This window comes from Oharaeibacter diazotrophicus, from assembly GCF_004362745.1.
In the GTDB taxonomy this organism is placed as follows: Bacteria; Pseudomonadota; Alphaproteobacteria; order Rhizobiales; family Pleomorphomonadaceae; genus Oharaeibacter; species Oharaeibacter diazotrophicus.
The window spans coordinates 1,453,848-1,478,379 of the sequence record NZ_SNXY01000006.1; the positions used below are offsets into that span (position 1 = coordinate 1,453,848).

A 24,532-nucleotide genomic window follows, 5' to 3' on the forward strand; every position below is an offset into this window, starting at 1 on the left:
GGCGTGTTCATGGCCTCCGCATACACTGTGAAACACGCTTCTACGATGCGGTGGCGGAGCAGTGATGACGCAGCGCGAAGAGTTCCAGCGCACGATCGGCTACGGCGAAGCCGCGATCGGACAGCTGCGCCGCAACGAGATTCCCGCCTACCCGCGAAACTACGAGCTCTGGTACTCGTATTGCGCCGGATTCAACCATGCCTTGAACAAGGCGGTCAACGACATCCTGCGCGCCCGCGGCACCATCACGCCGGAAGAGATCAACGCGATCTACACCCGCTTCCTGGCCCCCTCGCGGCTGGGTGACCGCATCGAGGAGGTCGGCGGCAAGATCTCCGAGGAGATCAACGCGGTGGTCGCGGCGATGGAGCAGACCATCTCCTCCAACGCCCGCTACCGGGCCTCGCTGAGCGCCTCGACCACGGAACTCTCCGGCGCCACCGACGCCGAGCGCATCCGCGCCATCGTGCAGGCGCTGATCGTCGCGACCGAGGACACCGAGTCGACCAACCGGCTGCTGGAGACGCAGCTCGCCGACAGCCGCAAGCAGATCGCCGACCTCCAGGAGAGCCTCGACGCGATCCGCTTCGAGAGCCTGACCGACGAGCTCACCACGCTCGCCAACCGCAAGCACTTCGATCAGTCGATCGAGCGCGCCGTCGAACAGGCGCGCGACAGCGACGACGGCTTCTCGCTGCTGCTCACCGACATCGACCACTTCAAGACCTTCAACGACACCTACGGCCACCAGACCGGCGACCAGGTGCTCCGCCTCGTCGGCCTCGCGACCAAGCAGAACGTCAAGAGCCACGACGTCGCCTGCCGCTACGGCGGCGAGGAGTTCGCGATCGTCCTGCCGCGCACCAGCCTGGACGCCGCCCGCACGGTGGCCGACCACATCCGCGTCGCGGTGATGTCGAAGGAACTGGTCAAGCGCTCGACCGGCGAGAATCTCGGCTACATCACCATCTCGATCGGCGTCTCCACCTACCGCCGCGACGACACGGTGCAGAGCCTGATCGAACGCGCCGACGCCGCGCTCTACCTCGCCAAGCGGACCGGCCGCAACCGGGTCTGCACCGAGCGCGACCTCGAAGTGTCCGACCGCCGCGCGCCCGCCGGCCGCGTCGCCTGACATACCCGGCCGCCCGACCACGGGCGGCGCGACGGCGGCAGCGCCCTACCCTCCTCCACGAGATCGACGGTGCCGTCGCCGCGGCGGCCGATCGAGTAGGTGACCGCCCCGGCGTCCCCGAGCACCCCGGCGTCGACCACGGTCGTCGTCGCCGCGCACCACGGCGGCGCCGGCAGGCCCGACACCACCACGTCCGCCGCGAGGCATTCGTCGCCGAAGGCGATCGGGCGGAACACGACCGCCAGCCGGGCCCGGCCGCCGGGGCCGGCGAGGATGCACGCGTCCGGATCGCAGGCGACGCCGGCGGCGAGCGAGGTGTCGTCCGGCCGGCGCGGATCGCCGAGGGCGGCGAGCCAGAGCGAGGCCTCGAAGTCGCCGGGCTTGCCGACCAGCGCCAGCCCGCCTTCGGCGCGCGTCACCAGTGCGCCGCGCCCGTCGGCGGCGACGACGAGATCGAAGCCGCCTCCGAGCGGGCCGATCGCGGCGCCGATCAGCACCAGCGGCAGCCCGAACAGCCGCGCCCGCCGCCGCCACAGCAGCATCCACAGCCCGCCGGCGACCACCAGCAGCGTTCCCGCCAGCAACGGCCGGCCGATCACCCCGCCCGACGGCGTCCATGCCGCGGCGACCTCGGCGATCGCCGTCATGCCGTCGATGCCGGCGCCCATCACCTGGAGCGGCCAGCGTTCCAGCCCGAGCGGCGCGGCGAAGGCGGTGGCGACGGCCGCCGGCATGATCACGAAGCTCACCAGCGGCGTCGCGGCGAGGTTGGCGAAGAGCCCGAGCGGGGCGACGCGGTTGAAATGGTGCAGCGCGATCGGCGCGGTCGCAATGCCGGCGATCAGCGAGGTCGCCAGCGACAGTCCGATCCACTTCACGGCGGTGTCGAAGGCGCGGACGGCGCGGTTGACGTCCGGCATCTCGTCGCGGCCGATCCAGGGCCGGAGCACCTCGAAGCCGGCGACCAGCGCGACCACCGACGCGAAGGACATCTGGGCGCCCGGATCGAGCACCGCCTCGGGCTGCAGCAACAGGATCGCCAGCGCCGCCACCGCCACCGTGCGCAGCGACATCGCCTGCCGGTCGAGCAGCACGGCGGCGAGCGTCACGCCGATCATGATCGCCGAGCGCTGGGTCGGCACGCCCATGCCGGAGACGACCAGATAGCCGGTGGTGCCGGCGAGTGCCGCCGCCGCCGCGATCTTCTTGACCGGCCAGTGCAGCACCGCCCGCGGGATCGCGGCGAGCAGCGCCCTGAGCCCGGCGAACAGGCAAGCCGCCACCAGCGCCATGTGCAGGCCGGAGATCGACAGCACGTGGCTGAGGCCGGAGATCCGCATGGCGTGGTCGGTTTCGGGGTCGATCGCGCCGCGGTCGCCGACGATCAGCGCCGCCGCGATCGCGCCGGTGTCGCCGGGGAGGATCTCGCGGATCCGCCGCGACACCCGCTGCCGGAAGTCCTCGACGGCGAGCGCCGCGGCGGTCGCCATGTCCGGCTCGGGCACGGCGGCGAGCGGCACCGGCCGCCCGAGCGCGAAGCCGACGGCACCGACGCCCTGGAACCACGCGACGCGCGCGAAGTCGTAGCCGCCCGGGATCAGCGGTCCCGGCGGCGGGCCGAGCCGGGCGGACATCGACAGGCCGCTGCCCGGGCGCGGCGGACCGTCGAGGCCGCGCACCGTCACCCGCACGCGCCGCGGCAGTCCGGCACGCGGGGCCGGATCGATCCGCGTCGGGCGCAGGATCACCCGGAAGCCGCGGCCCTCGCGGTCCTCGACGCTCTCGACCACGCCCTCGAGTTTCACGGTGCGCTGGCGTTCCGGCCGCGGCGTCGCCGCGAGCCACGTCGCCGCGTCGGCGACCGCGACGCCGGCGACGACCAGGAGCGCGAGCACGAGCGCGGTGCCGAGCCGCCGCCGTGCCGCGGCGACCACGGCGGCCACCGCCGTCGCGAACGCGAGGCCGGCGACGATCCGGCCGTCCGGCTCGAACGGCAGCACGAAATAGAGCGCCTCGCCGAGCCCGAGCGCGACCGGCGTCCACAGGAAGCCGCGGCCCTCGTCGAGGTCGCGGGCGAAGTCGGCGACCGCGGCGCGGAGCCACGCGGACGCCGCGCCGGCTGCCCGTCGCGGCCACGCCCCTCCGCGGCGTCGCTCCCCGGCCGCCCCCGCCACGCCCGCCTCCGCCCTGCCCGTCGTCGGGTGATCCTAGGCCATCCCCGCGCCGGATTGAAACGTGCATCGCCGCGGTGGCGCGCGCCGGTTGCGACGTGGAGCGACGGTTTCGGATCGCGGAAGCGTCGACACCGTGTCGGGCGGCCAGGCTGACGTTGGCGGAAGCGGGACGCCCGGCGGCCGGCCTGTCGCAGCGCAGCAGCCGGCAGCACGGCCGGAGGTGGCGCCTCGCGGCGGTGCCGCCGGCGCGAGCTTCACGTCCTCGTGCCCGAGTCGCGGACGGAATCGCGCGAACACGTTCGATTCTCACGAAGTTTGCGCGATTTCCCGCCTGTTTTCTCGACCAACGGCGAATGCCGATTCCAGGCTGGCGTCCTTGCTGCCCATGCGTTTTTCCGCTACGCACAATGACAGAAGCGCACACCCTGGATGCGTGTTTACGCTTACGTAAACGTAAGAACTGGGTAGGACGTCCGCTTCCCGGGAAAACCCGTCTGGAGGTCAGAAGGAATGAGCGACAAGACCGCCTCCCTGAAGCTCGGTGATCAGACCTACGAATTCCCCGTCAAGGGTGGATCGATCGGCCCGAGCGTCGTGGACATCTCTGCCCTCTACGGCAAGACCGGCAACTTCACCTACGACCCGGGCTTCACCTCGACCGCCTCCTGCGAGTCGAAGATCACCTATATCGACGGCGACAAGGGCGTGCTGCTCTATCGCGGCTACCCGATCGAGCAGATCGCCGCCGAGGGCGACTTCCTCGAGACCTGCTACCTGCTGCTCTACGGCGACCTGCCGACCAAGGCGCAGAAGGCCGATTTCGACATGCGCGTGACCCGTCACACGATGGTCCACGAGCAGATGTCGCGCTTCTTCACCGGCTTCCGCCGCGACGCCCATCCGATGGCGGTCATGGTCGGCTGCGTCGGCGCGCTCTCGGCATTCTACCACGACTCGATCGACATCGCCGACCCGCACCAGCGCATGGTCGCCTCGATCCGCATGATCGCCAAGCTGCCGACGCTGGCGGCGATGGCCTACAAGTATTCGATCGGCCAGCCTTTCGTCTACCCGACGAACAGCCTCGACTACTCCTCGAACTTCCTCAAGATGTGCTTCGCCGTCCCGAGCGAGGAATACGTCGTCAATCCGATCCTGGCCCGCGCCATGGACCGGATCTTCATCCTGCACGCCGACCACGAGCAGAACGCCTCGACCTCGACGGTCCGCCTCGCCGGCTCCTCGGGCGCCAACCCGTTCGCCTGCATCGCCGCCGGCATCGCCTGCCTGTGGGGCCCCGCCCACGGCGGCGCCAACGAGGCGGCGCTCAACATGCTCTCGGAGATCGGCAGCGTCGACCGCATCCCCGAATACGTCCGCCGCGCCAAGGACAAGAACGATCCGTTCCGCCTGATGGGCTTCGGCCACCGGGTCTACAAGAACTACGACCCGCGCGCGCGCATCATGCAGCAGACCTGCCACGAGGTGCTCGGCGAGCTCGGCCTCGGCGACGACCCGCTGCTGCACGTCGCCATGGAGCTCGAGAAGATCGCCCTCCACGACGACTATTTCGTCGAGAAGAAGCTCTACCCGAACATCGACTTCTACTCCGGCATCACGCTGCGCGCGCTCGGCTTCCCGACCACCATGTTCACGGTGCTGTTCGCGGTCGCCCGCACGGTCGGCTGGATCGCCCAGTGGAAGGAGATGATCGAGGACCCGACCCAGCGCATCGGCCGCCCGCGCCAGCTCTACACCGGCGCCCCGACCCGCGACTACGTCCCCGTCGCGGACCGCCGCTGACCGGCACGCGCGCATCGACCGACACGACGAGGGCGCCCCACCGGGCGCCCTCTCTCGTGTCGGCGGCGGACGGCCGGAGGTGCGTTGGCCGACCGGCTGCGGGCGTACGACGACGGCGGCTCGGCGAGGCCCGATGGCGGATGTGCGGTGGCGGCGAAACGCTCAGCGGGCCGCGGGTGCCGGTAGCTGCCCAGCCGCCGTCCGCAGCACGATCTCCGCCGCGACGTCGGCGGCGCGGGGCTGGTCGGGCGGGGCCATGACGTCCCAGAGCTCGGCGAAGGCGTCCTCCTGGGCGCGCCGCTCCGGGCCGTCGGTGAACAGCGGCGCCAAGTCGGCGGCGAGAATCTCGGCGGAGACGTCTGGATCGAGGTGGTCGGGCACGATCTTGCGGCCGAGCACGATGTTGGCGAGCACCATCGAGCCGACCTGGACCTGCCCGGGGATCCGCCGGACGATCTCGGTGACGATCCGGAACAAGGGATCGCGCCGATAGGCCACCACCATCGGCACACCGGCGAGCGCCAGTTCCAGCGTGACCGTGCCGGAGGTTGCGAGCGCGACGTGGGCGCGCCGGAAGGCGGCGAATTTCTCGGCCTCGCCGGTCACCACGGTCGGCGGCACGGCCCAGCCGGCGCTCTCGCGGCGGATGCGGTCGGCGAGGCGCGGCACCGCGGGAATGGTGACGTCGAAGACGAGCCCGGCGGCGGCGAGCCGCGCCACGGTCTCGCCGAACACGCCGAGCATGCGATCGATCTCGCCGCCGCGGCTGCCCGGTAGCACGAGCAGCGACGGCCGCGCGGCCGCGTCGACCGGCGGGCGCTCGCCGGCGGCAGGCAGCAGCAGCTCCGGCGCGTCGGTCAGGGGATGGCCGACGTAGGTGGTCGGCGGGCCGCCGAGCTTGGCGTGCACCGCCGGCTCGAACGGAAACAGCGCCAGCAAGTGGTCGACGTAGGCCGCCATCCGTTTCGCCCGCCCCGGCCGCCACGCCCACACCGTCGGCGAGACGTAGTCGACGATCGGGATCCCCGGGCGCTTCTTGCGGATGCCCTTGGCGACGCGATGGGTGAAGTCGGGGCTGTCGACGATCACGACCACGTCCGGCTCGGCCGCGACCGCGGCGTCGATCGTCTCGCGGATCCGGCGCAGGATGGTGCCGAGCCGCGCCAGCACCGGGCCGATGCCCATCACTGCGATGTCGTGCAGCGGGAACAGGCTGGAGAGCCCGTAGGTCGTCATCCGCGCGCCACCGACGCCGGTGAAGCGGACGCGGCCGCCCGTGTGGCGGATTAGCGCCTCCATCAGCCGGGCACCGAGCTGGTCGCCGGATTCCTCGCCGACGACCAGGAACACCTCGAGCACGCCGTCGGCCCGGCTCATGGCGCCGCCCCGTCGACGCCGGCGAGGAACAGCCGCGCCGCGTCGGCCGCGGCGACGGTGGCGGCGCGATCGACGATCATCACCCGCCCCGCCTCCACGGCGATGCCGCCGAGCCCGGCGGCGACCGCGGCCTCGACCGTGCGCGGGCCGATCGTCGGCATGTCGACGCGCAGGTCCTGCTGGGGCTTGGCCGCCTTCACCAGCACGCCGGACCGCGCGGGCGCCTTCAGCCGGCCGCGGGCGCGCAGGTCCGCGACCCGCTTCAGCATCTCGTCGGTGCCCTCGATGCCCTCGAGCGCCACCACCCGGCCGCCGACCGCGATCGAGGCCTGCCCGACGTCGAGCCCGCCGAGCGCTCGCGCCGCCTCGAAGCCGCGGGCGACGTCGAGCCGGGCGGCGTCGTCGGGCGCGTGGCGGCCGAGCACGCCGGCGGCGGCCACCAGCTCCGGCGCGATCGCATGGGCGCCGGTGACGGCGTAGCCGCGGTCCTCGAAGAAGCGCACGACGTTCTTGAGCACGGTGTCGTCGCCGCCGACCATCAGCGACAGGATCTTCGGCAGGCTGAGCACGGCGCCGAGGTCGACCCGGATCGAGGTGAAGTCCGGCCGGTTGACCGCGCCGCAGATCACGATCTCGCCGACCTTCTCGCGCACCAGCAGGTCGAACAGCCGGCCGATCTCGCCCCAGCGCACCCAGTGGTGCGGGAAGGCCTGCACGGTGGAATCGGCCTCGCCGGCGATCGCCATCACCACCACCGGACGCCCCGCCGCGACCGCCGCGCGGGCGACCGCCGGCGGCACCGAACCGCCGCCGGCGATGATGCCGAGCGTCGGACGGGCCGGATCGGGAGCCGGGCGCGCCATCAATCCTCGCCGCTGCGCTCGCGCGGCGTCGTGATCGCACGGTCGCCGCCGGCACGGATGAAGGCGATCACCTTGTCGACCAGCGGCGAGCCGCCGAACTCGGCCGCGACCCGGTCGACCCGGGCGGCCAGCGCCTCCTCGCCCTCGAACAGCGCCTTGTAGGCGCCGCGCAGCGCGTGGACGTCCTCGCGCGCATGCCCGGCGCGGCGCAGGCCGACGAGGTTGAGGCCGCCGAGCCGGGCGCGGTTGCCGATCACCGTGCCGAAGGGGATGACGTCGTTCTCGACGCCGGCCATGCCGCCGACGAAGGCGCCCTCGCCGATCCGGACCCACTGATGCACCGCCGACAGGCCGCCGAGGATGGCGTTGTCGGCGATCTGGACGTGGCCGGCGAGCGTGGCGTTGTTGACCAGGATGACGTTGTCGCCGATCCGGCAGTCGTGCGCGACGTGCGCGCCGACCATGATCAGGCAGCCGGCACCGATGCTGGTCAGCATGCCGCCCCCCTCGGTGCCGAGGTGGATCGTCGCGTTCTCGCGGATCACCGTGCGCGCGCCGATCTCGAGCCGGCTCGGCTCGCCGCGGTACTTGAGGTCCTGCGGCACCATGCCGACGGCGGCGTAGGGGAAGATCTCGGCCGCCGCGCCGATCGTGGTCCGCCCGCCGATCACCGCGTGCGAATGCACGACGACGCCGTCGCCGAGGCGCACGTCCGGCCCGATCACGGCGAAGGGCCCGACGGAGACGCCGATGCCGATCTCGGCGGCGCCGTCGACGATCGCGCTGGGATGGATGCTGCTCATCGTGTTCCTTCCGCCCCGCAGGGCCGGCCGCCGCGCCCGTGCGGCGCGCGCCCCTCGCGCGGTGGTATACCGTCCCCCGGGCGCCGGGTCACCGCACGTCGTGTTGCACGACGTAACGTGTCCGCCCGCCCTCAGCCGACCAGCATGGCGCTGAGTTCGGCCTCGGCGACCTTGGCGCCCGACACCTTGGCCTCGCAGGCGAACCACCACATGTTGCCGCGCTGCTTCAGCTTGCGCACGTGGTACTCGACGACGTCGCCCGGCACGACCGGCTTGCGGAACTTCACCTTGTCGATCGTCATGAAGTAGACGACCCGGTCCGGGTTCGGCCCGCGCGAGGCGACGCAGATCGCGCCGGCGGTCTGGGCCATGCCCTCGATCATCAGCACGCCCGGCATCACCGGCTGGCTGGGGAAGTGACCCTGGAACTGCGGCTCGTTCATGGTCACGTTCTTGATGCCGACGGCGGAATTCTCGCCGTCGATGTCGACGATCCTGTCGACCAGCAGGAACGGATAGCGATGCGGCAACGCCCGCATCAGCCCCATGATGTCCATCGACGTCAACGTCTTCGGCGGCGTCGCGGCGCCCGTCTCCTGCTCGCTCACGATTCCCTCTCTCCCTTGGTCGCCGCCGCCAGACGCTTCAGGGCGGTCTGCTCGCGCATCCAGCCCCGGATCGGCTGGGCCGGCACGCCGACCCAGCGTTCCCCGGCGGGAACATCGTCCTTCACCGAACTGGCCCCCGAGATCTGGGCCCCCGCCCCGATCTTCAGGTGACCCGCGATCCCGGCCTGCCCGCCGAGCGCGACGTAGTCGCCGAGCTCGGTGGACCCGGAAATGCCCGTCTGCGCCACCAGCACGCAGTGACGCCCGATCGTCACGTTGTGGCCGATCTGCACACCGTTGTCGATCTTGGTGCCCTCGCCGATCACGGTGTCGCGGTTCGAGCCGCGGTCGATCGTGGTGTTGGCGCCGATCTCGACGTCGTCCTGGATCACCACGCGCCCGATCTGCGGCACCTTGAGGTGCCCGCCCGCGCCCATGGCGAAGCCGAAGCCGTCCTGTCCGATCCGGACACCCGCGTGGATGGTGACGCGGTTGCCGACGAGGGCGTGGGTGACGCTGGCGGTCGGCCCGACGAAGCCGTCGCGGCCGAAGCGCACGCCGGCACCGATCACCGCGTTCGCCGAGATGCGCGTGCCCGCGCCGATCTCCGCGCCGGCACCGATCACCGCACCGGGCTCGACGGTGACGCCGTCCTCGAGGCGCGCCGTCGGGTGTACGTGGGCGGCCGGCGAGACGCCGTCGTCGCCCCAGGGCCCCTTCAACCGGGTCGCGTCGGGGAACAGCCGCTGCATCACCAGCGCGATCGCCCGATAGGGCTGCGCCGCGACGATCACCGCCGTGCCCGCGGGCGCGGCCGCGGCGTGCTTCTCGGCGGCGATGCAGGCGGTGGCGGTGGTCGCCTTGAACTGGGCGAGATAGCGCGGGTTCTCGAAGAAGGTGAGGTCGCCGGGGCCGGCCTGGTCGAGCGGCGCGACCCGGTTCACGGTGGCCGCCGGGTCGCCGGACGCGAGCCGACCGCCGACGAGGCGCGCGACCTCGGCGAGATCGAGCGGGCCGGACGGGCGGAAGAAGACGGGATCGGTCATCGCTGAGACGGTTCCGGGGCTCGGGCGGGCCGGGATCGGCCGACGGTGCGGCGGTTCGAGAACCGCCCTCCCCGCCCGGCCGACCGAACCGAAAGGGCGGCGACCCGCCGCACTCCGCAGCCTTCATAAACAGAACGGCCGCCGCGGTGAAGCGACGGCCGTGTCTTTTTCCAAGGGGGAGAACTCAGAACTTGGTGCCGCCGGAGAAGCGGAAGATCTGGGTCTCGTCGTAGTCCTCCTTGAGGACCGGATAGGCGAAGTCGGCGCGCAGCAGGCCGAAGGGCGACTGCCAGATCAGGCCGACGCCGACCGAGGCGCGCAGCTTGGCGTCGTCGCCCTGCAGGGTCGCGCCGGACGAGTCGACCGTGCCGCTGTCGGCGCTCCACACCGTACCGGCGTCGGCGAACAGCGAGCCGTAGAGGCCGAATTCCTCGGGGATGACCGGCATCGGGAACAGCGTCTCGGCCGTGGCTGCGACGTAGTACTGGCCGCCGAGCAGGTAGCCGGTCGCCTTGTCGCGCGGGCCGAAGCCCTCGCTGGCGAAACCGCGGACGGTGTCGCCGCCGAGGCGGAAGTGGTCGATGAAGCGCAGGTCGTCGCCGATGCCGGTGATCTGGCCGCCCTTGAGGCCGACGTGGCCGACGAGGCTCCAGTCGGACATCAGCTCCTTGTAGTAGTCGGCCTTGACCGACGTACGCAGGAACGAGACGTCGCCGCCGACGCCGGCGAACTCCTGGCCGAACTGGGCGTAGATGCCGTTGCGCGGGAACAGCTTGTTGTCGATGGTGTCGTAGGTCAGCGTGTAGCTCACCGACGACACGAAGCTGTCGCCGGTCGGGATCAGCTTCGGATTGATCTTCGTGATGTCGTCCTGGACATCGCTGATCTCCTGCTGGTAGGCGGAGTAGCGCAGGCCGAGGGTGAGATCCTCCATCACCGGGATGCCGAAGCGGATCGCGCCGCCGGTCAGCACCTCCTCGTAGGGATGGATCACGTCGCTGCCCGCCGCGTACTGGCGGCGGTAGACGTCGAAGCCGCCCGAGAGCCGGCGGTCGAACAGATACGGCTCCGTGAAGGAGAGTTCGTAGGTCTGCGTGTCGGAGCTCGAGCTGTCGGTGCTGAAACCGCGGCCGACCGAGGCGCGGACCTGCTGACCACGGCCGAGGAAGTTCTTCTCCGAAATCGAGAGCTCGGCGATGAAGCCCGACGTGGTCGAGTAGCCGCCGCCGACCGAGATCTCGCCGGTGGTCTGATCCTCGACCTGGACGTTGACGACCACGCGGTCGGGCGAGGAGCCCGGCTCGGAGTAGACGCGGACGTTCTTGAAGTAGCCGAGGGCCTTCAGCCGGCGTTCGGCCTTCTCGATCAGGACCTGGTTGTAGGCGTCGCCCTCGCCGAGGTCGAACTCGCGGCGGATGACATAGTCGCGGGTGCGGGTGTTGCCGATCACGTTGATCTTCTCGATGTAGGCGCGCGCGCCCTCGTCGATGAAGTAGGTGATCGAGATCTTGTGGCCGGCGTAGTCGCGATCACCGCGCGGGCGGACCTGCACGAAGGCGTAGCCCTTCTCGGCCACCGCCACCGTGATGTCCTCGAGGGTCTTCTCGACGTCCTTGGCGCTGTAGACGTCGCCCTTGTGGGTACGCGCCAGCGACAGGAGATCCTTGGCGTTGACCTCGGACAGCGTCGTCTCGACGTTGATGTCGCCGTAGACGTACTGCTCGCCCTCCTCCACCGTGATGGTGATGAAGAAGGCGTTCTGCTCGCGATCGAAGTCGGCGACCGCGGAGATGATGCGGAAGTCGGCATAGCCGTGGTTGTAGTAGAAGCGCTTGAGGGCTTCCTGGTCGGCGTTCAGCTTGTCCGGATCGTAGTTGTCGCTCGACTTCAGCCAGCCGAGAATGCCGGACTCCTTGGTCGCGATCACGTCCTGGAGACGACCGTCGGAGAAGGCCTTGTTGCCGACGAAGCTGATGCGCGACACCTCGGTGCGCGGACCCTCGTCGATCTGGAAGATCAGGTCGACGCGGTTCTGGCCGAGGTCCACCACCTTGGGCTCGACCTTGGCGTTGTAGCGCCCGGTGCGGCGGTAGAGTTCCTGGATGCGCTGGGTGTCGGACTGGACCTTGGCCTGGGTCAGCACCGACCGCGGCTGCAGTTCGACGGTAGCGCCGAGCACCGTGTCGCTGTGGCGGTCGTTGCCCTCGAAGGCGACGCGGGCGATCACCGGGTTCTCGACGACGCGGACCTGCAGGGCGCCGCCGGCCCGCGAGATCTGCACGTCGGAGAACAGGCCGGTGGCGAACAGCGCCTTGATCGAGTCGTCGATGTCGATCGACGTGAAGGGACGGCCGGGCTTGATCGTCACGTAGGAGACGATCGTCTCGGCCTCGACCCGGGTGTTGCCGCTGACGGTGATCCGGCTGACGGACTCGGCGTGTGCCGGCGCGGCCCCGATCCCCGGAAGGCCGCCCATCGCCGGCGCGAGGCCGACGAATGCGACGGAGAGCATGGCGGCCTTCGTCAAGTTTCTGAGTGAGCGCATGTCGTACTCGTACCCGTTGTCAGCGGCCGGACCCCGTCGATGCGAACCCGACGGATTCTCGACGAACGTTTTTTACAATCTTCCGGGGGCCTTGCAAGCACGCACGCCGCGCCCCGCCCCCTTTTCGCCGTGGACAGTGGCGGCATGGCCACGGTCCTGTTCACCCTGAGACCAGACGCACGATGTCGTTGAAGGTCCCCAGCACCATCAGCATCAGGACGACCGCGAATCCGATCCTGAAACCGAAGTCCTGGGCCCGCTCCGACAGTGGACGACCCCTGACCGCCTCGATCGCGTAGTAGACCAAGTGGCCGCCGTCGAGCAACGGTATCGGGAAAAGGTTAAGCAGACCGATCGAAATCGAAAGAACGGCGGCAAGGTTAACGAGTGGTATCAATCCGAGGGACGCCGCCTGTCCCGAAACCTTGGCGATGCCGATCGGCCCGCCGATCTGGTCCGCGGATTCGCGCCCCGCGAAGATGCCGCCGATGTAGCCGAGCGTGCCGCCGACCACGTCGGCACTTTCGGCGAAGGCCTGACCGACCGCCTCCAGCGGACCGTAGTGCACGATCACCACGGTGCCGTTCTGGCGCTGCAGGCCGAGCAGGCCGACGCGCTGGCGATTGCCGAACACGTCGGTGATCTCGTCGATTCTGGGCGTCGCGGTCAGGACGACGTGGCCGCCGTCGCGCTCGACGTCGATCGTGAGCACGAGACCGGCGCTGCGCGTGACGATGCGCTGGAGCGCGGTGAAGCTGTCGACCGGCCGGCCGTCGATCGCGGTGATGCGGTCGCCCGGCAGGAAGCCGGCTTCGGCGGCGGCGCTGCCCGGCGTCACCGCGTCGACGATCGGTGCCACCACCGGCTTGCCGAGCGAGGCGAACAGAAGCGTGTAGATCACGAGCGCCAGGAGGAAATTCGCGATCGGGCCGGCGGCGACGATCGCCGCCCGCCGCGCCACGCTCTTGCCCTGGAACGAACCCTCGCCGGCCGCCGCCGCCGCGGCCCGGTCCGGCGCGCTGGCGGCGTTGAGGTCGTCGATGAACTTGACGTAGCCGCCGAGCGGAATCGCCGCGAGCCGCCAGCGGGTGCCGTGGCGGTCGTTCCAGCCGAAGAGTTCCGGGCCGAAGCCGATCGAGAAGGTGCGCACGGCGACGCCGCACCAGCGCGCCACCAGGAAGTGCCCGAGTTCGTGGAAGAACACCACCACCGTGAGCACCGCCAAGAAGGGCACCAGCGTGCCGAACAGCGACGCACCGTAGCCGGTCAGGAGGTCCATCTGGAAAGATCGCCTTTTCGATTGTCCGGCACCGGTCCGTCCCGTCCGATTCCGTCGCCCCGCGCGGGGGGCGTTCAGCCGATGAATGCCGCGGCGCGCCCCCGCGACGCCGCGTCGAGATCGAGGGCTTCGCCGAGCGAAGCCGGTTCGCGCATCATGCCCGCGCCCTCCGCCCAGGACAACGTGCGTTCGACGAGGCCGGGGATCCCCATGAAGCCGATCCGGCCGTCGAGGAAGGCCTCGACCGCGATCTCGTTGGCCGCGTTCAGCACGGACGGCGCGCCGTCGCCGCGCCGCATCGCCGCCTCGGCGAGCGCGAGGCAGGGGAAGCGGCCACGGTCGGGCGCCTCGAAGGTCAGCGTGCCGAGCGCGGCGAGGTCGAGCGGCTTCACCGGCGTCGGCCGCCGCTCCGGCCACGCCAGGCAGTAGCCGATCGGCGTGCGCATGTCCGGCGAGCCGAGCTCGGCGAGGATCGAGCCGTCCGTGTAGCGCACCATGCCGTGCACCACCGACTGCGGGTGCACCAGCACCGACAGCCGGTCCGGCCCGACGGCGAACAGGTGGTCGGCCTCGATCAGCTCGAGGCCCTTGTTCATCAGCGTCGCGCTGTCGATGGTGATCTTGCGCCCCATCGACCAGTTGGGATGACGCAGCGCCATCGCCGGCGTCGCCGCGGCGATCGCCTCGGTCGAGAGCGTCCGGAACGGCCCGCCGGAGGCGGTCAGCACGATCTCGGCGACCTCGCGCTCGGCGTGACGCTCCAGCACCTGGAAGATCGCGTTGTGCTCGCTGTCGACCGGCAGCACGGTGACGCCGCGCCGCGCCGCCTCGGCCATGAAGCAGACGCCGGCGGTCACCAGCGTCTCCTTGTTGGCGAGCGCGAGCGTGCGCGTCGCCGACAGCGCGGCCAGCGACGGCGCAAGGCCGGCGGCGCCGACGATCGCCGACACCACCATGTCGGTCGGCCGCCGCGCCGCCTCGACCACCGCCTCGGGCCCGGCCGCGGCGGCGATGCCGGTGCCGGCGAGCCGGTCGGCGAGGTCGGCGTAGGCGGCGGGATCGGCGACCACCGCCACCTCGGCCCGGACCGCGCGCGCGGCGGCGGCGAGCGCCGCGGCGTTGGTGGCCGCGGTCAGCGCGACGACGTGGAAGCGCTCCGGCTCGCGCGCGACGAGGTCGAGCGTCGAGCCGCCGACCGAACCGGTGGCGCCGAGCACGGAGAGCCGCATCGGCGCCGCGGCGGAGGCGGGCGACGGGTCGGGGGCACGGGAGGGCGTCGCCATCGGGCTCACCACACCATCAGGCCGCCGCCGGCGTCGCCGCCGCCGCTGCGGACGAGGCCGATCGCCGCCGCCAGCACAAGCGCGACCACGAGGCCGTCGACCCGGTCCATGATGCCGCCGTGGCCGGGGATCAGCCGACCGGAATCCTTGACGCCGAAATGCCGCTTCATCGAGGATTCCGCGAGGTCGCCGGCCTGCGACACCACCGAGAGTAGCGCGGCGATGAACGCGAGCGGCGCCAGTGTCGCGATCCCCGCGAAGGACCCCACCGCGAGCCCGACGACCACGGCGGCGAGGAGGCCGCCGATCGCCCCCGACCACGTCTTCTTCGGCGACACCGCCGACCACAGCTTGGGGCCGCCGAGGTGCCGGCCGGCGAAATAGGCGCCGGTGTCGGTGGCCCAGACCAGCAGGAACACGAAGCAGGTGGCGACGAGGCCGAGCGAGGCGACCCCGGCGGGCGCGTCGCCGCGCAGCACGACGGCGGCGATGCCGGAGAGACCGGCATAGAGCACGCCGGCGGCGAGCCAGCGCAGCCGCGCCTCCACCGCCCCGGCGAGGAGGAGGCCGATCGCGACCGCACCGACCGCGATCGCCGAGGCGCGCCAGTCGCGCGTGGCGATGACGACGCTGAGGCCGACGAACAGCACGGCGAGCTTCGGCGCCGCGCGCAGCGCGTAGGGCCCGGTCATGCCGACCCATTCGACCAGGATCAGCGCCGCGGCGACGCCGGCCAGCAGCGCGAACACCAGACCGCCGGCGACGAGCGCCGCGACCGCCACCGCCATCAGCACCACCGCCGAGGCGAGCCGCGGCCCGAGGTCCGCCATCCTGCCGCCGCCCCCCGCGCCCGCCATCAGACGCCGACCCCCGCCTTGAGGCCGCCGAACCGGCGCTCGCGGCCGAGATACTCGTCGATGGCGCGGTCGAATTCGGCGGCGGAGAAGTCCGGCCAGTAGGTCGGCACGAACAGGAACTCGGAGTAGGCCGCCTGCCAGAGCAGGAAATTGGAGAGCCGCTGTTCACCGCTGGTGCGGATGATCAGGTCGGGGTCCGGCATGTCGGCGGTGTCGAGCCGCCGGCCGATCGCGGCCTCGTCGATCGCCTCGGGCGCGAGCCGGCCGGCGGCGACGTCGCGCGCCAGGGCCCGGACCGCGCGGGCGATCTCGTTGCGGGCACCGTAGTTGAAGGCGACCACCAGCGTCAGGCCGGTGTTGGCGGCGGTGGTGGTCTCGGCCTCGTCGAGCAGGCCGGCGATGTCGGCGGCCAAACCTGCGCGCTCGCCGACGACGCGGACACGGACGCCGGCGCGGTCGAGTTCGGCGAGGTCGCGGCGGATGAAGATCTTGAGGAGCCCCATCAGCTCGCGGACCTCTTCCGCGGGCCGGCTCCAGTTCTCCGACGAGAAGGAGTAGAGCGTCAGGCACTCGAGGCCGACGTCGCCGGCGTGGCGGACGATCTCGCGCAGCGTCTGCAGGCCGCGGCGGTGCCCCTCCACCCGCGGCAGGCCGCGCGCGCGCGCCCACCGCCCGTTGCCGTCCATGATGATGGCCACGTGACGCGGGAAGCCGTCCGGGCGCCCGAAACTCTGCCGCACAGCGTCCATCCCCGTCGTCATGGCCTCGAAGATCCCGTCCCGCCCCCCGGTCTACCGCAGCCGGACGGGCGAGAATAGGGCGGATCGGCGCGCGCGTCTCGCCCCGCCCCCGCGGATGCGGACGGCGCCGCGCCCCGGGAACGATCGACGCGGCGGCGCCGATCAGACCTGCATGATCTCGGCTTCCTTGGTCACCAGCATCTTGTCGGCTTCGGCGATGGTGTCGTCGGTCAGCTTCTGCACCTTGTCGGCGTAGGAGCGCGAGGAATCCTCGGAGATGAGGCCTTCCTTCTCGAGCTCCTTCAGCTCGTCCATGCCGTCGCGGCGAACGTGGCGGATCGAGACGCGGGTCGCCTCGGCGTATTTGTGGGCGATCTTGGCGAGCTCCTTGCGGCGCGCCGTGTTCAGCTCCGGGATGGGCAGGCGCATCAGCGTGCCCTCGATGATCGGGTTGAGCCCGAGGTTCGATTCGCGGATCGCCTTCTCGACGGCGTGGACCATCGAGCGGTCCCACACCTGCACCGACAGCATGCGCGACTCCGGCACGCTCACGGTCGCCACCTGGTTCAGCGGCATCGTGCTGCCGTAGGCCTCGACGACGATCGGATCCAGGAGGCTCGCGCTCGCGCGGCCGGTGCGCAGGCCCGCCAGTTCGTTCTTGAACACCGAGAGCGCGCCCTGCATGCGGCGCTTCAGATCGCCGAGATCGAACTCCTCGTCAGCCATGGTCACTCACCTTCGGGTCTGCATTCTTCTCGGGATCGTCCCGGGTTCACGGATCGTCCGCGACGGGCGGGGCGCGTTCGCCCCGCCGGGTCGGCGGTCCGGTCAGCCCGCGATGGTCGTGGAACGCCCGCGGCCGCGGAGCACGTCCACGAACGAGCCGGACTCGTGAACCGAGAAGACGATTACCGGAATCCGGTTGTCGCGGGCAAGCGCGATCGCCGCGGCGTCCATCACCTGGAGGTTCTTCGCCAGCACCTCCTGGTGCGTCAGCTGCTCGTAGCGCGTCGCGGTCGGGTCCTTCTTCGGGTCGGCGGTGTAGACGCCGTCGACCTGGGTGCCCTTCAGGAGCGCGTCGCAGCCCATCTCGGCCGCACGTAGCGCCGCACCGGAATCGGTCGTGAAGAACGGATTGCCGGTGCCGCCGGCGAAGATCAGCACCTTGTTCTCGGCGAAGTGGGTCATCGCGCCGCGCTGGGTGAAGGTCTCGCACAGCGCCGGGATCGCGATCGCCGACAGCACCACGGCGGGCACGCCGAGCCGGTCGACGGCCGAGCGCAGCGCCAGCGCGTTCATCACCGTGCCGAGCATGCCGAGATAGTCGCCGGTGGTGCGGTCGCCGCCCTCGGCGGCCACCGAGACGCCGCGGAAGATGTTGCCGCCGCCGACCACGACGGCGATCTCGACGCCGAGGCGGTGCGCCTCGACGATCTCGGCCGCGATCCGGTTCACCACCTTCGGATCGATGCCGAACGTGCGGTCGCCCATCAGGGCCTCGCCGGAGAGCTTCAGCAGGACGCGGCGGTAGAGGGCTTCGGGCATCGGCCGGGCTCCGGACAGGTTGGGGGTTCGCGGCGCCGACATAGCGCGAGACGGCGGAGAATCAAAGCCGGATCGGGATGGCGGGTGAGGGTGCGCCGTTCGACCCGCGCAAGCGCCGGCATTGGCGCGGACGCCACGGATCGATATGATGGCCGGTGTCAGCCAGGGAACGATGTCGGTGCGTGCCACTCGATCCAACCGATCCGACGAAGACGCCGCGTCCGCGACGCGGGACGTGATGCGCGTCCGCGCCACGCAGCCCGTCCCGCCGGCACCCGACCATCGCGCCCGTGCGGGCAGGCCGCGCGAGCCGGGCGCCGCGGGCGGAGGACCGCCGATCGGCCGCGCGATCCTCGGGGACGACCTGCCGGATGCGGAGGTGGCGGCCTGGAACGGCCGATGAACTGCCTCCTCGACACCCACGCCTTCGTCTGGTGGGTCGCCGGCGAGGAGCACGAGATCGGCAACACCGCCCGCGACCTGATCCGCGATCCGGACAACCGGATCTTCGTCGGCGCCATCTCGCTCTACGAGATCGTCCTGAAGTTCCGTCTCGGAAAGTGGCCGGCGGTCGAACGGCTGGCCCGCGACCCGGTCAAAATCGCCGTCCGGTCGGACATCGAGATCCTCGCCGTCGACGGGCGGCATGCCACCGTCGCCGCCGAACTCGCCCTCGACCATCGCGATCCGTTCGATCGCATCATCGCGGCGCAGGCCATCGTCCACGGCTTGACCGTTCTGTCGCTCGATCCGCGGCTCGGATCCTTCGGTGTCGACGTCGTCTGGTTACGAAAAAGGCGCCGGCCGGGGCCGACGCCTTTCAATTCAACGGCTTGCGGGCATTGCCCGAAGCGTCACTTCGTGCCGGCGGCCGCGGCGACCTCGGCGGCGAAGTCGGTCTCTTCCTTCTCGATGCCCTCGCCGAGCGCGAAGCGCACGAAGCCGGTCACCTTGATCGGAGCGCCGACGGTCGCCTCGGCGGCCTTGACGGCGGCCTCGACGGTGAGGTCGGGGTTGATCACGAAGGCCTGCTTCAGGAGGGTCGACTCCTCGTAGAACTTGCGGATGCGGCCCTCGACCATCTTCTCGATGACCTGCGCCGGCTTGCCAGACTCCTTGGCCTGCTCGACGAAGATCGCGCGCTCGCGCTCGACCACCGCCGGATCGACGTCCTCGGCCGAGAGCGCCAGCGGGTTGGTGGCGGCCACGTGCATGGCGACCTGACGGCCGAGCTTGGTCAGCTCGTCGGCGTTGCCGGTCGACTCCAGCGCGACCAGCACGCCGATCTTGCCGAGGCCGTCGGCGATCGCCGCGTGGACGTAGGGGGCGACGACGCCGGCCGACACCGTGAGGGCGGCCGAACGGCGGAAGTTCATGTTCTCGCCGATGGTCGCGACCAGCTCCTTGACCTCGGCCTCGACCGAGTGCGCCTTGCCCGGGTAGGCGGCGGCGGCGGTCGCGGCGTGGTCGCCGCCGTTCTCGACGGCGATCGCGGCCACCGCGCGCACCAGCGCCTGGAAGGCGTCGTTGCGGGCGACGAAGTCGGTCTCGGAGTTGACCTCGACAACGGCCGCGGTCGTGCCCTTCACGGCGACGCCGACGAGGCCCTCGGCGGCCACGCGGCCCGCCTTCTTGGCGGCCTTGGCCAGACCCTTGGCGCGCAGCCAGTCGATGGCCGCTTCCATGTCGCCGTTGTTCTCGATGAGGGCCGCCTTGCAGTCCATCATGCCGACGCCGGTCTTCTCGCGGAGATCCTTCACAAGTGCAGCGGAGATGTTCATCGGAGCCTCGTCTCGTTTCCTGTCGAATCGGAGCGGGGAATTCGCGACCGGTATGATCCGGCGGACGCGACGGTGTCGTGACCGTCCCGGCGTCCCCGGCCGGCGGCGCGCTGTCGCGACGCCCGTTGCGGCCGGCGGTCTCCCGCATGAAGTCGGGCGGGCCCCTTGGGGACCCGCCCGCCGTTTGTCTCTACGCGCGTCGACGAGCCCGGCGGGCTCAGGCGGCCGCTTCGGCGCCCTCGGTCTCGGCGAGCGCCGGCTCCGCCGGCGGCTCGTCGGACTCGCCGACGTCGATGCCCATGTCACCGGCGCCGCGGGTCAGACCGTCGATCGCCGCGCGGGCGATCAGGTCGCAGTAGAGGCCGATCGCACGGCCGGCGTCGTCGTTGCCCGGAACGGGGAAGGTGATGCCTTCCGGATCGCAGTTGGAATCGACGATCGCGGCGACCGGGATGCCGAGGCGGCGGGCCTCGTCGATCGCGATCTTCTCCTTGTTGGTGTCGATCACGAAGATCAGGTCCGGCGTGCCGCCCATGTCCTTGATGCCGCCGAGGGCGCGCTCGAGCTTGTCGCGCTCGCGCGTCATCACCAGCCGCTCCTTCTTGGTGAGGCGGTTGGCGGCGTCCGAGTTCAGCATCTCGTCGAGCTTGCGCAGGCGCTGGATCGAGCCCGAGATCGTCTTCCAGTTGGTCAGCATGCCGCCGAGCCAGCGGGCGTTGACGTAGTACTGGGCCGACCGGCGCGCCGACTCGGCGACCGCTTCCTGGGCCTGGCGCTTGGTGCCGACGATCAGCACGCGGCCGCCGCGGGCGACGGTGTCGGAGATCGCCTTCAGCGCCTGGTGCAGCAGCGGCACCGACTGGGCGAGGTCGAGGATGTGCACGCCGTTGCGCTGGCCGAAGATGAAGTCCTTCATCTTCGGGTTCCAGCGGTGGGTCTGGTGACCGAAGTGCACGCCCGCCTCGAGCAGCTGGCGCATGGTGAAATCGGGAAGAGCCATCGTGTAACTTGCCTTTTTTCCGGTTCTACCTCCGCGGGCGCGTCGGCTACCGTGATCACGGACCGCCGACCGGACGGACGCGCGCGAGCGCGACCGGAACCCCGCGTGTGGGATGGGCGCGTCTATAGAAGACGACGGCTCAAATGGCAAGCGGCCGCGAACTCTTCAAGAGCGGCGGAAATCAGCCTTCCGCGCCACCCGAGGCGAGGCTCCTCGCCTGCGCGATCCAGCCCTCGCGCTCGATCCGGCCGGGGAAGGCGAGGTAGCTGCCGACCCAGCGCGCCTCCTCGGGCGTCCAGGCGGCGATCTGGTCGAAATGGAACACGCCGAGGGCGTTGAGCCGCGCCTCGTTCTGCGGACCGATGCCCTTGATCACCTTGAGGTCGTCGGGCACGCCGTCGCGGGCGCCGGCGTAGCCCTCCGGCCGCGTGCCGACCTGATCGGCGGCGGCGGCCTTGGCCGGGTCGATCACCGCCTCGCCGGCGGCGAGCACTCCGTCGATCGCCGCCGGCGCCGTCACCGTTTCGGCCGTCGCGACGGGCGCGGCCGGTTCCGGCATCGGCTCGCCCTCGAGCGTCTCGGCCGCGAGCGGCTCCACCACCGGGCCGGGTTCCTCGACGTCGGGACGCGCCACCGCGACCACCACAGGCGTCTCGACCGGCGCCGCCGCGACGACCTCGTCCGCGAGCGGCGCGGGCGCCGTGCCATGGGCGTCCGCCCCGTGGATCGGCGCTGCGAAGGCGCCGGCCGGTGCGAGCGTCGGCCGGTCGAAGGCCTGCCGCAGCACGATGCCGATCGCGGCCCCGAGGGCGACGAACACCAGCATCAGCACGAAGGTCTCGATCACCAACCAGAACATGCTTCGCCACTCCCCCACCCGGCCGCCCCCGCGGGCCGGCCTCGCATTCCCGCCCGTCGGCGCGCCCCGTCTCAGTCCGCCGCGGCCCGGCCGGTCGTGAACCAGCCGATCACGACGCCGGCGATCAGCGCCAGCAACGCATAGGGCCAGAGTTCGTAGGTCAGGTAGAACATCGCCGTCTCCCGCTTCCCCGCGCCATCGGCCCGTCAGGGCGCGGCGTCCTCCACCACGATCGCCACCGCCGGCGCGTCGGCCGCCACCGGATTCTGCGCCGCTCCGGCGACGAGCCGGGACGGATCGACCCCGACGTCGGCGAGGAACTTCACCACCGCCTCGGCCCGGGCCGTGGCGAGGCTCGCCGCCGCCGCCGGATCGGCCGCGTCCGGCGCGGCGCCGGTGACGCGCAGGCGCGTACCCGCCCCGCAGCGCTGGGCCGTGCCGCCGATGCGGTCGACGAAGCCGTGGCTGTCGGCGGCGATCGTCGCGCTCGCGTCGTCGAAGCGCACCGCGTTGCCCGAAAGGATCGGCTGCAGCGCCGCCGCACAGGCCGCGGTGTCGGCGAGCGCCGGACCGCCGGGAGCGACGCCGACCGCGGCGTCGAGCCGGAAGCCCTTCGGCACCGCGCCGGCGACGTCGGAGGAGAATCGCACCGCGCCGATGCCGGTGAAGGCCTTGCCCTGCACGGTGATCACCGTACCCTCGATCGAGACCTTGCCGGTGGCGAGCAGCGAGGCCGCCCTGACCGCCGTCAGCGCCGCCGGCTCGGCATCGTCGGGCATGCCCGGGACCTCCTCGAGGTTCATTTCGACGTCGGCCTTGCCGAAGGCGCGCTCGACGAGACTGCGCAGCTTCGCGGTCATCTCCGGCCCCGCCGTGGTGCCGTCCACGGTCACGGCGTCGAGCCCGCGCTCGATCGACAGCCGGAAGGCCGGCGGGAAGTCGATCTGCACCATACCCTTCTTGACCGCCCGCGGCAGCCGGCCGTCCATGGCCGAGACCACGGCCATACCCGCCTTGGCGGTGCCGGCCGAGCCGAGCACCGAGAGCCGGTCGTCGTTGAGGGTCAGGAAGCCGCCGTCCATTGCCGCGAGTTCCTTGGCGGCGAAGCGCGCCACCGCGACGAGGTCGACGTATTCCGGCAGGCCGGCGGCGAGCTGGGTGCGGTCGAGCACGGCGCGGTCGTCGCCGGCGAGGTCCTCGGCGAGCGCGCGGATCGCCGCCCGCGCCTCCTCGCTCGGCACCGAGCCGGTGAGGACGATGGTGTCCTCCTTCTTCTCGATCGCCCAGACGTAGGGCTTCACCACCGGCGGCGTGACGTCGACCCGGACGGTGAAGCCTTCCGGCGCCTGCGACGCCGCGCTGCCCTCGATCTCGATCAGGTCGGCGCCGGTCTTCGCCGCGCCGGTGACCGCGATCGTGTCGTCCGTGACCACCACGGTGCCGTCGGAGAGGTTCGCGAGCAGGCCGAGCGCGAACACCGCCGCGTCCTGGAACCGTTCGGGTGCCCCGGCCGCGACCGTGGTCTCGATCACCGCGGCCCGCGTGCCGGCGATCCGCGCCGCCGCCGCCTTGACGAGGCCGGCCGCGTCGTCGGAGGGCACGAAGCCGCTGACGGTGATCCGGTCGTGGCTGCGCGAGGCCGAGAGGGTGAACGGCGTCACCACCGGCAGGTCGACCTTGGCGTCGACGGTGTAGCCGGCGGGCTCGAAGGCGGCGAGGAAGGCGCGCGCGGTCCGCCACGTCTCGGGCGTGGCGGCGACGCCGGAGATCGACACCGCGGTATCGCGGACCTCGACGCGGCCGTAGGCGAACAGGTCGATCAGGTCGGCCGCCTGGGCGGCGACGTCGGCGAAGCCCGCCGGTGCGCCGGAGGCGAGATCGACCGCGTCGACCACCGGACCGCGGCGGGCGCCGGCGCGCACCACGCCGTAGAGCCGCAGGCGCGTGTCGGAATCCGGCGCGAAGCCGGCGATGCGGACGTCGCGCCCGCTGCTCTCGGCCGACCACGTGAAAGGCGCGGCCACCGGCCGCGCCACCGTGACGGCGGCGTAGTCGTAGCCGGGCGGCAGCGTCGCCGAACGGGCGCGGAGCCGGCCGTAGGCGTCGTTCGAGGCGGCGACGCCGTCGATCGCCACGGCACGGTCGGTCACGGTGACGGTGCCGCTGGAGAGGTCGCCGAGCAGCGGCTGCACCGCCGCGACGGTGTCGAGGAAGCCGGCGTCGGGCATGCCGCGCGCCAAGGCGAGACGGTCGTTGTAGGCGAGATTCGGGACCGCCTTGGTCAGCCCGTCGACCATCCGGCGGCGGTCGGGCTGCGACGGCGCCGAGCCGGCGATGGTGAGGCCGGCCGCGTCGCGCGTCAGCGTCACCGCGTAAGGTGCCGCCTCGGGCAACAGCCGCGTACCGTCGGCGTCGACCGACCGGACGCCGAAGATCCGGCCGACGCGGTCGATCGCGAGCTGGCGCAGTTCCTCGGACGGCGCGGCGCCGGACAGCACGACGTCGCGGCCGTCGACGTGGACGTCGGCCCAGGACGTCACCTCGGGAGCGAGGGCCGCGGCGGACTTGCCGTGGAGGTCGGCCGCCATCCGGTCCGCGCCCGCGACGAGCGCCGCCCCCGTGATCGCCACGGCCGCCGCCGCCGAGAGCACCAACGTGACCTGCCAGCGCACCATGACCGCTCGACCTCCCGCCCGACCCCGCGTCGGGGACCGCCAGCGGCCCCCGCGCCCGTTCTCCGACGGCGATCGGGAACCACTTCCCGACCCCCACCCTAAGGAGGGAGCGACGGCGGTTTCAAGACCGGCGACGGTCGCCGAGCGCGACCTTTTGCC

General features: G+C 71.6%; 19 protein-coding genes and 1 pseudogene. 3 read left to right on the forward strand and 17 right to left on the reverse strand.

Annotation, left to right across the window (positions count from 1 at the left end; genetic code table 11):
* Positions 1-64 precede the first annotated feature (64 nt).
* Positions 65-1,135 carry a GGDEF domain-containing protein gene (locus EDD54_RS06865; RefSeq protein WP_126535397.1) on the forward strand — a complete coding sequence of 357 codons (1,071 nt, stop codon included), beginning with the start codon at positions 65-67 and terminating at the stop codon, positions 1,133-1,135.
* Here EDD54_RS06865 and EDD54_RS06870 read toward each other — a convergent pair.
* The gene (locus tag EDD54_RS06870) at positions 1,042-3,309 is read right to left on the reverse strand and encodes a ComEC/Rec2 family competence protein (protein ID WP_126535396.1); all 2,268 of its coding nucleotides are present in this window, start codon (positions 3,307-3,309) and stop codon (positions 1,042-1,044) included. The two genes, EDD54_RS06865 and EDD54_RS06870, sit on opposite strands and share 94 nt — an antisense overlap.
* A 510-nt stretch (positions 3,310-3,819) precedes the next feature.
* On the opposite strand from EDD54_RS06870, the gene gltA reads away from it, so the two are divergent.
* The gene (gene gltA / locus EDD54_RS06875) at positions 3,820-5,112 is read left to right on the forward strand and encodes a citrate synthase (RefSeq protein WP_126535395.1); all 1,293 of its coding nucleotides are present in this window, start codon (positions 3,820-3,822) and stop codon (positions 5,110-5,112) included.
* A gap of 162 nt (positions 5,113-5,274) precedes the next feature.
* Here gltA and lpxB read toward each other — a convergent pair whose 3' ends face one another.
* From lpxB to pyrH, 12 genes are all read right to left on the reverse strand, one after another.
* The gene (gene lpxB, locus EDD54_RS06880) at positions 5,275-6,489 is read right to left on the reverse strand and encodes a lipid-A-disaccharide synthase (protein WP_126535394.1); all 1,215 of its coding nucleotides are present in this window, start codon (positions 6,487-6,489) and stop codon (positions 5,275-5,277) included.
* Positions 6,486-7,352, reverse strand: coding sequence for an LpxI family protein (locus EDD54_RS06885; protein ID WP_126535393.1), 867 nt, complete (start codon positions 7,350-7,352; stop codon positions 6,486-6,488). Before EDD54_RS06885 ends, lpxB begins: the two co-directional genes overlap by 4 nt.
* Positions 7,352-8,155, reverse strand: a complete 804-nt coding sequence (gene lpxA, locus EDD54_RS06890) for an acyl-ACP--UDP-N-acetylglucosamine O-acyltransferase (RefSeq protein WP_126535392.1) — start codon at positions 8,153-8,155, stop codon at positions 7,352-7,354. The genes EDD54_RS06885 and lpxA overlap by 1 nt, the downstream gene beginning before the upstream one ends.
* Before the next feature lie 131 nt (positions 8,156-8,286).
* Positions 8,287-8,712, reverse strand: coding sequence for a 3-hydroxyacyl-ACP dehydratase FabZ (gene fabZ / locus EDD54_RS06895; protein WP_126541665.1), 426 nt, complete (start codon positions 8,710-8,712; stop codon positions 8,287-8,289).
* Between the two features lie 47 nt (positions 8,713-8,759).
* Entirely contained in the window at positions 8,760-9,809 is a 1,050-nt protein-coding gene (gene lpxD / locus EDD54_RS06900) for a UDP-3-O-(3-hydroxymyristoyl)glucosamine N-acyltransferase (RefSeq protein ID WP_126535391.1), read from the reverse strand.
* A 184-nt stretch (positions 9,810-9,993) separates the two neighbouring features.
* Positions 9,994-12,321 carry an outer membrane protein assembly factor BamA gene (gene bamA, locus EDD54_RS06905; RefSeq protein ID WP_245515658.1) on the reverse strand — a complete coding sequence of 776 codons (2,328 nt, stop codon included), beginning with the start codon at positions 12,319-12,321 and terminating at the stop codon, positions 9,994-9,996.
* 193 nt (positions 12,322-12,514) lie between these two features.
* Positions 12,515-13,633, reverse strand: coding sequence for an RIP metalloprotease RseP (gene rseP / locus EDD54_RS06910; RefSeq protein ID WP_126535389.1), 1,119 nt, complete (start codon positions 13,631-13,633; stop codon positions 12,515-12,517).
* Positions 13,634-13,707: 74 nt separating this feature from the next.
* Positions 13,708-14,916 (reverse strand): 1-deoxy-D-xylulose-5-phosphate reductoisomerase, encoded by a 1,209-nt coding sequence (gene dxr, locus EDD54_RS06915; protein ID WP_208112157.1) that lies wholly within the window; start codon positions 14,914-14,916, stop codon positions 13,708-13,710.
* 5 nt (positions 14,917-14,921) lie between these two features.
* Positions 14,922-15,746, reverse strand: coding sequence for a phosphatidate cytidylyltransferase (locus EDD54_RS06920; protein WP_165644676.1), 825 nt, complete (start codon positions 15,744-15,746; stop codon positions 14,922-14,924).
* Positions 15,747-15,772: 26 nt separating this feature from the next.
* Positions 15,773-16,522 (reverse strand): isoprenyl transferase, encoded by a 750-nt coding sequence (locus tag EDD54_RS06925; protein WP_126541663.1) that lies wholly within the window; start codon positions 16,520-16,522, stop codon positions 15,773-15,775.
* 153 nt (positions 16,523-16,675) lie between these two features.
* The gene (frr, locus tag EDD54_RS06930) at positions 16,676-17,239 is read right to left on the reverse strand and encodes a ribosome recycling factor (RefSeq protein ID WP_126535387.1); all 564 of its coding nucleotides are present in this window, start codon (positions 17,237-17,239) and stop codon (positions 16,676-16,678) included.
* 102 nt (positions 17,240-17,341) lie between these two features.
* Entirely contained in the window at positions 17,342-18,058 is a 717-nt protein-coding gene (gene pyrH, locus EDD54_RS06935) for a UMP kinase (protein ID WP_126535386.1), read from the reverse strand.
* Between the two features lie 399 nt (positions 18,059-18,457).
* Between pyrH and EDD54_RS23765 the strand changes: the two are divergent.
* Positions 18,458-18,757: pseudogene (locus EDD54_RS23765) on the forward strand (type II toxin-antitoxin system VapC family toxin); the annotation flags it as partial.
* Positions 18,758-18,912: 155 nt separating this feature from the next.
* Here EDD54_RS23765 and tsf read toward each other — a convergent pair.
* From tsf to EDD54_RS06960, 4 genes are all read right to left on the reverse strand, one after another.
* Positions 18,913-19,839, reverse strand: coding sequence for a translation elongation factor Ts (tsf, locus tag EDD54_RS06945; RefSeq protein WP_126535384.1), 927 nt, complete (start codon positions 19,837-19,839; stop codon positions 18,913-18,915).
* Positions 19,840-20,056: 217 nt separating this feature from the next.
* Positions 20,057-20,839, reverse strand: a complete 783-nt coding sequence (gene rpsB, locus EDD54_RS06950; protein ID WP_126535383.1) for a 30S ribosomal protein S2 — start codon at positions 20,837-20,839, stop codon at positions 20,057-20,059.
* 181 nt (positions 20,840-21,020) lie between these two features.
* Positions 21,021-21,698: an NADH-quinone oxidoreductase subunit E gene (locus EDD54_RS23165; protein ID WP_207620485.1), complete on the reverse strand. Its 678-nt coding sequence runs from the start codon at positions 21,696-21,698 to the stop codon at positions 21,021-21,023.
* Between the two features lie 206 nt (positions 21,699-21,904).
* Positions 21,905-24,373: a BON domain-containing protein gene (locus EDD54_RS06960; protein ID WP_126535382.1), complete on the reverse strand. Its 2,469-nt coding sequence runs from the start codon at positions 24,371-24,373 to the stop codon at positions 21,905-21,907.
* Between the last annotated feature and the right edge of the window lie 159 nt (positions 24,374-24,532).

Coding starts and splice junctions, on each gene's coding strand:
- EDD54_RS06865 (WP_126535397.1), top strand. CDS start 65: ATGACGCAGCGCGAAGAGTTCCAGCGCACGATCGGCTACGGCGAAGCC.
- gltA (WP_126535395.1), top strand. CDS start 3,820: ATGAGCGACAAGACCGCCTCCCTGAAGCTCGGTGATCAGACCTACGAA.
- lpxB (WP_126535394.1), bottom strand. CDS start 6,489: ATGAGCCGGGCCGACGGCGTGCTCGAGGTGTTCCTGGTCGTCGGCGAG.
- EDD54_RS06885 (WP_126535393.1), bottom strand. CDS start 7,352: ATGGCGCGCCCGGCTCCCGATCCGGCCCGTCCGACGCTCGGCATCATC.
- lpxA (WP_126535392.1), bottom strand. CDS start 8,155: ATGAGCAGCATCCATCCCAGCGCGATCGTCGACGGCGCCGCCGAGATC.
- fabZ (WP_126541665.1), bottom strand. CDS start 8,712: ATGGACATCATGGGGCTGATGCGGGCGTTGCCGCATCGCTATCCGTTC.
- lpxD (WP_126535391.1), bottom strand. CDS start 9,809: ATGACCGATCCCGTCTTCTTCCGCCCGTCCGGCCCGCTCGATCTCGCC.
- bamA (WP_245515658.1), bottom strand. CDS start 12,321: ATGCTCTCCGTCGCATTCGTCGGCCTCGCGCCGGCGATGGGCGGCCTT.
- rseP (WP_126535389.1), bottom strand. CDS start 13,633: ATGGACCTCCTGACCGGCTACGGTGCGTCGCTGTTCGGCACGCTGGTG.
- dxr (WP_208112157.1), bottom strand. CDS start 14,916: ATGGCGACGCCCTCCCGTGCCCCCGACCCGTCGCCCGCCTCCGCCGCG.
- EDD54_RS06920 (WP_165644676.1), bottom strand. CDS start 15,746: ATGGCGGACCTCGGGCCGCGGCTCGCCTCGGCGGTGGTGCTGATGGCG.
- EDD54_RS06925 (WP_126541663.1), bottom strand. CDS start 16,522: ATGGACGCTGTGCGGCAGAGTTTCGGGCGCCCGGACGGCTTCCCGCGT.
- frr (WP_126535387.1), bottom strand. CDS start 17,239: ATGGCTGACGAGGAGTTCGATCTCGGCGATCTGAAGCGCCGCATGCAG.
- pyrH (WP_126535386.1), bottom strand. CDS start 18,058: ATGCCCGAAGCCCTCTACCGCCGCGTCCTGCTGAAGCTCTCCGGCGAG.
- tsf (WP_126535384.1), bottom strand. CDS start 19,839: ATGAACATCTCCGCTGCACTTGTGAAGGATCTCCGCGAGAAGACCGGC.
- rpsB (WP_126535383.1), bottom strand. CDS start 20,839: ATGGCTCTTCCCGATTTCACCATGCGCCAGCTGCTCGAGGCGGGCGTG.
- EDD54_RS23165 (WP_207620485.1), bottom strand. CDS start 21,698: ATGTTCTGGTTGGTGATCGAGACCTTCGTGCTGATGCTGGTGTTCGTC.
- EDD54_RS06960 (WP_126535382.1), bottom strand. CDS start 24,373: ATGGTGCGCTGGCAGGTCACGTTGGTGCTCTCGGCGGCGGCGGCCGTG.